Here is a 2,050-nt window from a genome sequence, read left to right as displayed (position 1 = left end):
AGGACGACGGCGAGCGAGACTTTCGCGGCGGCGTCCACCACAGGCGCTTCGGCCGGCGTGCTGGCCACGGGAGGAGCTTGGCCGACAACCCCGGTGGCGACCTCTTGGATCTTGGTCTGCGGCACGGTGCCGGGCGCGGCGATGGCGTAGGCGGGGTTCTTGGCGAGGTCGGACGCGCTCATGAAGGGCGGCGCCTTCGCCATCAGCGCGTCGTAGGCCGTCTTCGCGGCTGGATTGCCCGTCAGGTCGTAGATGCCGGCCAAGGTGGCCATGCCGAGCTGGGCGTAGTCGCCCGCCGATTGGGCCCAACCGTCGCCGTTCGACCAGCCGCGCGCCACGGTGCTCGCCCCCAGTTCGGCCCAGGTGGTGGCGATCTTGCCCGTGGCGGCATCCACGCGAGACAGGACGTAGGCCACGCCGTCGCGCGCGTTGAAGCCGTCCGCCTCATGCAGGAAGCGGCCAACCAGGAAGTTCTCCTGCCACTTGAGAAAAGTCAGTGCGTCGGCATTGCCGCGCTTGGCGGCAGCGATCGTCGTGGAGGCGAAGTAGTCGTCCTGCCACGGCTTGAGTTCGTCATACATGTAGGTGCTTGGGATGTAGCCATGAAACTCGCCCTGGGTCGCCGTCCACTCCGGGATCTTGGAGACGAGCCACTTCCAGTTTCCGTCGGCGATCTTCGAGAAGTACGCCTTCTCCGGGCTGCCCTCGGGACTTGACCAGGCTGCCTCGCCGATCTGCCGCAGGGCCCAGGCACCGCCACGCACCTGGCCGCCGTTGACCACGATGGACATCGCGTCCATCCGCTCGTCGGGCCAGGTGTACATGATGTTGTAGGACGCCTGCGCCTGCAGGTTGTCCAGCATCCAGCGCTCGCCGGTCAGCAGATAGGGCACGTAGGACAGGTCCGGCTGATGCGCCGTGTCCGGCGTCCAGCCGCTGGAGCCGGAGACCTGCTGGGTCAGCCCGCCGGAGCTTGCGTCACCCGGCGTGCCGGTCCCGCCGCGCCCATCCGTCCACAGCCGCGGGTAGGCGTCGGTGTTGAGCCAGGTGCCGGCCTGGGCGTTCCAGAAGTTCCACGGCACCGCTCCGGCGGTCTGCGCCTGGCCGAGCGCCAGTTTGGCGATGTCGGCATCCTGGGTGAGCAGCCAAGCCACGTTGCCGAGCGTGGTGAAGCCGATGTCGTCCCGCCCGCCCGTGTTCGGCATGTAGGTCATCACGCCGTTCACCGACAGGGCGTCGCCGAAGTCGGGCGCCTGGGCCATGCCCTCCAGCCTGGACGTCAGGGTCGCGCTCAGGTCCAGGTCGAGGTCGTATTTCGCGACGGCGCCCGTGGCCTGGAGGTGCGCGATGTCCTGCTGGATGTTGAGCCACCCCGCCTGGGGAGACCCGGCCCCCTGCCCGCCATCGCTGCCGTTGCTCGTGAAGGAGCGCTGGAAGTTCTGATACTGCGTCTGGGTGACGCTCTCCTGCGCGACGAGCCGCCCATCCATCGAGACGGCCAGATCATAGGCGACGGTGCCGCCCGTGCTTCCCATGGCGCGGTCGTTGTTGAACTGCGCATCGACGCCGAAGCCGCCACCCTTGTACACGGTGACGTCGAAGACCATGCGCTGGGACCCGCCCAGCGTCACCTCGACCCGCGCCTCGGTCGCGAGCTCGCCCTTCTGCCAGAAGGTGGCGGTGCCCGCGCTCAACGCCTTCGCAAGCTCGGCCAGCACGTCAACCTGGTGATGCGCACCCCCCTGCACCCGCATGTCAACAACGAAAGAATGACCGACCAAGCCGGAAGCCAGGTTGAGAGCGCTCGTCGGCGCCTTGGTGGAGGAAACCAGGGCGAGGTCGATGGTGCCGCCGGGGGTGAGCGCCGGCCGCTCCACGGACAGGACCACCATCTTGGCGGACCCGTCTTCGTAGCGGGTCTTGACATCCATTTGGACTGCCGTTGACACCCCGTTCACCACGGCGTTGAGCCCGCTCCCCGACGGTAGCTCACCCTTCAAGAACACCTGACCCAACGTTGCGATCCCTGCACCCAGCTGGGACACGCCGG

General features: G+C 67.9%; 1 protein-coding gene. It reads right to left on the bottom strand.

Translation table 11 applies throughout. The annotated features are described in order from the left end of the window. Positions 1-1,931: hypothetical protein (locus tag RMO04_RS16885; protein WP_309645932.1), on the bottom strand; the 1,931-nt coding region annotated here is incomplete at its 3' end. Positions 1,932-2,050: the final 119 nt, after the last annotated feature.

The organism is Phenylobacterium sp., assembly GCF_031412415.1.
In the GTDB taxonomy this organism is placed as follows: domain Bacteria; phylum Pseudomonadota; class Alphaproteobacteria; order Caulobacterales; family Caulobacteraceae; genus Phenylobacterium.
The sequence above is the reverse complement of the archived record's forward strand: the minus strand, read 5'-3'. Positions and strand labels throughout refer to the sequence as shown.